7 protein-coding genes are annotated in these 7,335 nt (G+C 71.4%); 2 read left to right on the top strand and 5 right to left on the bottom strand.

Annotated elements, in window-relative coordinates:
- Positions 1-166 precede the first annotated feature (166 nt).
- On the top strand, positions 167-1,018 hold the full coding sequence (locus AB0B89_RS18675; protein ID WP_358553924.1) for an MFS transporter: 852 nt from the start codon (positions 167-169) through the stop codon (positions 1,016-1,018).
- The gene (locus AB0B89_RS18670; RefSeq protein ID WP_358553922.1) at positions 1,002-2,057 is read left to right on the top strand and encodes a helix-turn-helix transcriptional regulator; all 1,056 of its coding nucleotides are present in this window, start codon (positions 1,002-1,004) and stop codon (positions 2,055-2,057) included. Before AB0B89_RS18675 ends, AB0B89_RS18670 begins: the two co-directional genes overlap by 17 nt.
- Before the next feature lie 157 nt (positions 2,058-2,214).
- Here AB0B89_RS18670 and sbnA read toward each other — a convergent pair whose 3' ends face one another.
- Genes sbnA through AB0B89_RS18645 form a run of 5 tightly spaced genes read right to left on the bottom strand, consistent with a single transcriptional unit; the run spans position 2,215 to position 7,279 of the window.
- Positions 2,215-3,174, bottom strand: coding sequence for a 2,3-diaminopropionate biosynthesis protein SbnA (gene sbnA / locus AB0B89_RS18665; RefSeq protein ID WP_358553920.1), 960 nt, complete (start codon positions 3,172-3,174; stop codon positions 2,215-2,217).
- Positions 3,175-3,200: 26 nt separating this feature from the next.
- Positions 3,201-4,502: a glutamate synthase-related protein gene (locus AB0B89_RS18660; protein WP_358553918.1), complete on the bottom strand. Its 1,302-nt coding sequence runs from the start codon at positions 4,500-4,502 to the stop codon at positions 3,201-3,203.
- Positions 4,499-5,530, bottom strand: coding sequence for an asparagine synthetase A (locus AB0B89_RS18655; protein ID WP_358553916.1), 1,032 nt, complete (start codon positions 5,528-5,530; stop codon positions 4,499-4,501). Before AB0B89_RS18655 ends, AB0B89_RS18660 begins: the two co-directional genes overlap by 4 nt.
- 13 nt (positions 5,531-5,543) lie before the next feature.
- Entirely contained in the window at positions 5,544-6,815 is a 1,272-nt protein-coding gene (locus AB0B89_RS18650) for a methylaspartate mutase (protein WP_358553914.1), read from the bottom strand.
- Entirely contained in the window at positions 6,812-7,279 is a 468-nt protein-coding gene (locus AB0B89_RS18645; protein WP_358553912.1) for a cobalamin B12-binding domain-containing protein, read from the bottom strand. Before AB0B89_RS18645 ends, AB0B89_RS18650 begins: the two co-directional genes overlap by 4 nt.
- Between the last annotated feature and the right edge of the window lie 56 nt (positions 7,280-7,335).

Here is a 7,335-nt window from a genome sequence, read left to right as displayed (position 1 = left end):
CTGCCGGGGGATGAGGTCCTTGAGCTTCTTGGCCATCTCGACGCCGTACGCGTAGGCCTTCTCGCGGTGGACGATCGCGCTGAAGGCGTCGACGGTCACCCGGGCGGCCCGGGCGCCGATCGAACGCGGCACCGGGCTCATCGCCGCGATCGAACGCACCGCCACGGTGGCGGGGCCCGCCGCCGCCGGCGTCCTTGTGGCCACGTTCGGCGGCGCCCAGTCGCTCTGGCTCTCGGCGGCCCTGTTCGGCCTGGCGGCCGTGGTAACCACCGCCACGCTCGCCGATCCGGCGCCCGATCCCGCCGCGCTCACGACGACCGAGGCGGAGGGGTACCTCGCCCGGCTGCGCCAGGGCGCCGCGTTCCTCCGCCAGGACCGCCTGCTGCGCTCCATCGCCGGGATGCTGGTCGCGACCAACCTGCTCGACCAGGCCTTCATGGCGGTCCTGCTCCCGGTGTGGGCGCTGGAGTCGGGGTACGGAGCCGAAACGGTGGGCCTGGTGGTCAGCGTCTTCGCGGGCACGTCCATCCTGGCCGCCCTCCTCGCCGCCACGCTCGCCGACCGGCTGCCCCGCCACATCGTCTACATGGTCGGATTCGTGATCGGCGGGATCCCCCGCTTCGTGGCGATGGCCCTGAGCATCCCGCTGTGGGCCGTGCTGGCGGTCTTCGCCGTCGGCGGACTCGGCTCCGGATTCGTCAACCCGATCATCGGCGCCGTGAGCTACGAGCGGATCCCCGGGCGGCTGCTCGGGCGGGTCCGTACGCTCACCAGCGCGCTTGCCTGGGCCGGTATCCCCTTCGGCGGCCCGTTCGCCGCGGCCGTTCTCGCGGTGTCGGGGCTGAACGGCGCCTTGCTGATCGTCGGCGGCCTCTACCTGGTCGCCATCGTCGTGCCCGGGCTGCGGCCCGAGTGGTCACAGATGCGCCGGGTCGCGCCGGCGATCGACATCTCCGCTGAGAGTGCTCTTACCGATGCGGAGCCAGAGAAAGGCGTCAAGAATGGTCGCGCTGCCTGAACTGTCGGTACGCCGGTCGACCCCCGAGCGGTTCAACGGGTGGTCGCACGATCGGCGACAGGGTTTCGAGCTCGACACGACCGCGGAATCGGTCTACCAGACCGTCGTGGAGAATCCCAACGCGAGCACGGAGAAGCTCGCCGAGCTCATGGCGCTCAGCGAGGTGACCGTCCAGTTCGCCCTTGAGCACCTGGCCCGGTTGGAGCTGATCACGCGCGAGGCGGGATACGACGGCTGGACGGCGATCGAGCCGGAGGTCGGCCTGGCGGCGCTGCTGGCCCGGCAGCAGGCCGAGCTGGCACGACACCAGCAGCAGGTGGAGGACAGCCGGCTGACGGTCGCGCGCCTGCTGGCGTCGTGCGGCCAGCGGAGCGCCCAGGACGCCGCCGGAGTCGAGTGGATCATCGGCGGCGCGGCGGTGCGGGCCCGTACGGCCCGGCTGGCCGACGACTGCCGGGAGGAGTACCTGTCGCTCCGGCTCGCCGGCCACACGCCGGCTCTCGACAGCGCCCGAACGATCGACGAGGACATCCTGGCCCGTGGCGTCCTGTCGCGCTCGATCGTCCTTGACAGCGTGCGCAACGACAAACCCACGATGGCCCACCTGCGACGGGAGATCGGGGCGGGCGCGGACGTGCGCACCCTGCCCACGTTGCCCGCCAGGGTGCGGATATTCGACCGGCGCCACGCGGTGGTCTCGGTCAGCAACCTCACCGGGATGGCCGGAGCGCTCACCGTCGGCTGCGATGTGGTCGTCGACTCGTTCGTCACGCTGTTCTCGAAGCTGTGGGCGGAGGCCGAGCCCCTGGGAGACTGCCGGCCGCGTCGCGGCGGCGACCTGTCGTCGCAGGAGGTCCACATCCTGAAACTGTGGGCGCAGGGGCACACCGACGCCTCGGCCGCCCGCCGGATGGAGGTGTCCCTGCGCACCGTGCGCCGGCTGTCGGACCGGCTGGCCGAACGCCTCGGGACACGCAGCCGTTTTCAGCTGGGCGCGGTGGCCATCGCGAAGAGGCTCATCGACCCGGCGGAGCTCTGAACCGTAGTCCCTGGGGATCCGTGGCCCCTCCGTCCGGGGGCGATCCGTGAACCCCTGCCGCCCGGTGGCGATCCGGGAAACGATCACATCGAACCTGATGGTGATCGTTTCCCGGATCGCCCCGACCGGCAGGGGTTCACCGCTTCGCGCGGTCCGCTCACCCTGCCTCCGGAGCACCGACGAGGCCGAGGGCCCTGGCGGTGGGGACACAGCCGAACCGGTCGTTCACCCAGTCGTCGTCGTACACGGTCTTCAGGTAGCGGTCACCGAGGTCGGGCGAGATGGCCGCGACGCGCGGCCGGTCGCGGAATCGGTCTTCGCGTCCCGCGATCGCCGCGAGCACCGATCCGGTCGAGCCCCCGACCAGCAGCCCGGTGTTGCGCGCGACGCGGCGGCACTCCCGGATCGCGTCCTCCTCCGGCACGTGGACGACCTCGTCGGCCAGTTCCGGCCGGCACAGCTCGGGACGGCGGCTGGCACCGAGCCCGGGGATCCAGCGGCGCCCCGCCTCGGCGCCGAACGTCACCGATCCCACCGAGTCCACCGCGATGATCCGGGTGTGCGGCGAGTGCTCGCGCAGGTAGGAGGCGCAGCCGACGAAGGTTCCCGTCGAGCCGGTTCCCACGAACAGGTAGTCGATGTGCCGCAGCCCGGCGAGCAGGTTCGTGGCCGTCCGCTCGTAGTGCGCCGCCGCGTTGGCGGGGTTGGCGTACTGGTTGAGCCACACCATCTCGGGCTGCCGCCGGAGCCGCTCGCGGACGTAGGCGATGCGCGAGTGCAGGTAACCGCCGTTGGCGTCGGTCTCCCGCACGGTCACGACCTCGGCGCCCAGCGCCCGCATGTGCGCGATGGCCGACTCCGAGGTGTTCGGATCCACCACGCAGGTGAACGGGTATCCCTTGGCCGCGCAGATGGAGCTCAGCGCGATGCCGAGGTTCCCCGACGACGACTCGATCACCGGGACACCCACCGACACGCTGCCACCGCGCTCCGCGTCCTCGATGAGCCCGATGGCGGTCTTCAGCTTGATCGAGCCGGCCGGGTTGAACCCCTCGATCTTCAGGTAGACGTCGGCGCGCCGCGACAGGTAGGGCAGGGCGACGAACACGTCATCCATGACGGCGTCATAAGCGTTGGCGTATATCACGCGAAGACCTCTCGCTTGTCAGGGCGGATCGGTGACTCGCCGGCCCCACTGGGCGCGTCATGGCTCGCCGTGCCGCGGGACTCCTGCGGGCTCCACAGGTCCTCCGGGCCCGGCTCGCAGGCGGCGTACTTGCCAAGGGCGCTGATCAGGAGCCGCATCTCCAGGGCGAGGGACTCCACGAACCGGATCAGCCCCTGCTCGGGGTCCTCGTCGACGGCGACCAGCGCCGCCCGTCCGAAACCGACCGCCCGGGCGCCCAGTGCCAGGACCTTGACCGCGCGTGCGCCGTCGTACACGCGGCCGCTGGCGAGCAGCGTGCCCATGGGAGGGCCGAGCCGCCGCAGGCATTCATGCAACGGCAGGCCCACGTGATCAAGGAAGGCGCCTGGCGCCCACCCTGTGCCCCCCTCGGCGCCGTCGACCGTGACCGCGTCCGCGCCCGCCCGCCACGCCACGGCCGCGGCCTCGGCCACGTCGCGGGCCGGTGGCAGCTTGACCCAGCACCGCGCCCGCGGATAGTTGTTCCGCATCAGATGGACCTGCTGGCGCAGGATCTCGTCGGTGAACGTGCCCGGGCTGCTGCAGCGCAGCACCGGCCCGCCGGTCTGGAGCCGTTCCATGGCGTACTGGCCGCTGAGCCGCCGCGAGGTCTCCTCGTCGACCATGGTCAGGCCGCCCAGCCCCGGCTTGGCGCCCTGGCCGACCTTCAGCTCGAAGGCCAGCCGTCCCGAGTCCATCAGCTCCCGCACCGAGGGTTCGGTGTAGACGTGGTTCCAGACCTCGGCGTTGGCGTCCTCGGTGCTCTGCTGGACGACCACTCCTCCGGTGGCCGCCCCGCTCGCCGCCTCGGCGTAGGCGCTGATCCGCTCCAGCAGGGCGCGGTGCTTCCCGGCGGAACGGAATCCGCTGACCGGGGCCACGTTCTCCCCGATCACCATCGGCAGGCCGAGCCTGCCGGCCTGCCGGGCCAGGTCGCACCCGGCGGCCGCCACCCGCGTCGACCCCAAGGCGGTGAGGAAGAGCGGGAGCGGCGCGTCGAACCCGCCGAACGACGAGTCCAGCGACACGTCCGCGTACAGGGGCTCCCTGCCCAGCTCGATCAGCTTCTCCAGCCGCCGCGGCATGGACACCGGCGGTACCAGGCGGTACGCGTCGATCTCGTCCTGTGGCACGGTGGCGGCCGCGCCGAAGACCGTCACGCCGTACTGGTCCATGGCCGGGAACACCGCCGCGCCGCCCTCGCGCGCCCGCCGCCGTACGTCCTGCTCCGGGAATCCCGGCGCTCGCAGTGCGCTCACGGGGACACCACCCCGGGAAGCTTCGGGTAGGCGCTCGCCTGCCAGACCGAGTCCAGCCCGGCCACCCAGCGGGTCAGCCGCTCCAGGCCGATGCCGAAGCCGGCGCTGCCCGGGATGCCCTGCCGCACGACGTCCAGGTACCAGCCGTACTTCGCGGGGTTCTCGCCGGTCTCCCGCATGCGGGTGACGATCTTGGCGTACTCGGACTCGCGTTCGCCGCCGCTGCAGATCTCCCCGCAGTACTCGGGCGCGATCAGGTCGAAGCTCATCAGCGTGGACGGCCGCGCGGGATCCTCCTTGTCGTAGAACCCGCGCGAGCCCTTCGGGTAGTCGACGACGAAGAACGGCGCCTCGGCGCGGCCGGAGATGAGCTCCTCGGCCTCCCAGCCGATCTCCGTGCCCGGATCGTGCGGCTGGCCGAGCCGGTCGAGGACCTCGGTGTGGGTCAGCACCTCGAACGGCTGCTCGACGAGCGCCGACAGCTTCGCGGTGTCCCGGCCGACCAGCCGCAGCGCGTCCTGCTGGGTGGCCAGCGCCTTGCGCACCGCCTGGCGTACCACCCGCTCGGCCAGGGCGATCGCGTCGTCGCGTGACGCGCCGGCGAACTCGACGTCGATCTGGTGGAACTCCGCCAGGTGCCGGTGGGTGGAGCTGGTCTCCAGCGGTTCCAGACGTACGTTCGGCGCGATGAAGAACACCTTGTCGAACGCGACCAGGGAGGTCTGTTTGTAGAGGATGGCGCTGGCCATCAGCTTGTACTGGTGGCCGTAGTAGTCCACGTCCACCTGCTTGGCGCCGCGTGCGCCCGGATCGGTCACGGGGCCGATGAGCGGCTGGAACAGCTCGACGGCGCCCTCCGATGACAGGAGCTCGCGCGCCCCCGCCACCAGCGCCTGCTGGATCTTGAGCACCGCCTGGGTCTTCGGCGACGTCAGATGTTCCCGGGGCGTGGGCACCTCATCCGCCATCAGCCCCGTGGCGCGCGACGCGGGCGTGGTCATGGGGCGAAAGTCCTGCTGTGTGGTCATGGTCGAACCTCCCTTAGTGGTGGGCGAAAGCGCCGGTGTCGTAGCGGTCCCTGACATAGGACAGGGCGTGCAGCAGTTCCGTGGAGGTCAGCCCGCCCGCCTTCGGCCGGCCGCCCGCGCTCGTGATCGGCAGCGCGCCGGTCGCCGCCCACTGCAGGCGGCCGTCGTCGGTGATGTAACTGCGGGTACGTCCGGCGTTGTCCGGGTGCAGGCAGTACGGGACGTCCAGGTACCCCAGGGCGAAGGCGGACGTGAGCGCCCTGCCGAGATCGGCGTGCAGGTCGAGCACCCGCTCGATGATCGAACGTGCCTCTTCCTCGATGCCGGTCGTCGCGGGCGGGCTGAGGTCGCGTTCGGCCGCCCGCCCGGCCCGCGCGGCGACCCGCAAGGCCGTCACGTTGTCGGCGATGGACGGTATCCGGCTGGCCTCCGAGGCGGTCTTCACGATCAGGCGGGCCGCCCCGCTGCGTTTCGCCAGCCGTGCGGCGGCCGCCAGCAGGCTCAGCGCTCCCTGGTGCGTCGCGGGGTAGCGTCCCATGTAGGCGTAGATCACTACGTGCCAGGAGATCGACGGCAGCAGGTCGGCCGCGATGTCATGCAGTGCCCGGACGGCCTCCTCGTCCTGGCCGGGGTGCGTCTGCTGGGCGTAGCTCAAGGAGATGCTCGAAATGCCCTGCTGGGCGAAGAACATGCCTTCCAGGACGCTGATCGCGACCAGCAGCGAGGGCGGGCACAACTGCCCGAGCATGCACCCGCCGAAGCTCTCCAGGTGCGGCACGGCGCCCGTCTCCGCCAGGGCGGCGAACCGCCTGACGGCCTCCCGCCAGGCGTGGACCGACCGGTTGACGGGCGTCCTGCTGTAGGGCAGGCAGTACGAGATCGGTCCCCCCTCGGTGGCGTCCAGCCCGGCCGCCATGAGGGCGCCGAAGATCGGGCCGGGCGACGCGGAGCCGTGGCGCACCTGCACAGGGAAACCGCCGTCGCGGACGCCGTCGAGCATGCCCCTGGTGACCTGCGGGCCCAGCGTCACGATCGGATAGCCGTTGAGCTCGTCACCCGCGCGCAGCGCGCGCTCGGCCGCGGCGAAGTCGCCGACGCGGGTGTAGCTGTCGAGTGTGACGGTCCCCACGGTGGCGGCGTCCGCGTTCTTCGTGGCGACCAGCCCGGCGCGCATCCGCTCGACGGTGCCGAATCCCATGCGCGGCTGGACCACCAGCGTCCCCGTCCGCCGGGCGCGCTCCATGAACTCGTGGAACGTCCCGGCGGGCGCCGTCTCCGGCGTCATGCCCGCCGCCTCGCGTGCTGTCCCGGCGTGCCCGCCGCCTCGGCCAGCAGGGACCGGAACGCCGGCACGGCGGCGTCGCCGACCAGCACCGCGTCGTAGCCGGCGGCGGCCAGCTCGCCCACGACGGCCTGTTCCCGGTCCTCGCTGACGCAGAGCTTGCCGCCGAGGGCGACCGGCACCCGGGACAGGGAGGGCTCGGCGCGCAACGCCGCGATCACCTGCCGGGCCTCCTGGGCGCCGTGACCGTTCACCGTGCTGATCACGATCATGTCGGGTACACGGCGCAGCGATTCGTCCAGGAGCATCGCGACGGGCGCACAGGCACCGAGGTTGGTGACCGTCCAGCCGTTCTCTTCCATCAGCAGCTGGACGTACAACAGATTCCAGGTGTGTGAATCCGATGGAGTGCTGCTGAGCACCGCATACGGCTTCGGTCGCTTCTCGGTGATACAGCTTGGGGACATTCCAGCCACTGGCCTTTCTTGATACCTGCTATTGCTGTCCGGATCGGGGGTTTCGA

It is taken from the genome of Sphaerisporangium sp. NPDC049002 (genome assembly GCF_040649355.1).
In the GTDB taxonomy this organism is placed as follows: domain Bacteria; phylum Actinomycetota; class Actinomycetes; order Streptosporangiales; family Streptosporangiaceae; genus Sphaerisporangium.
Note: the sequence above shows the minus strand (reverse complement) of the source record. Positions and strands in the feature narration are given on the sequence as shown.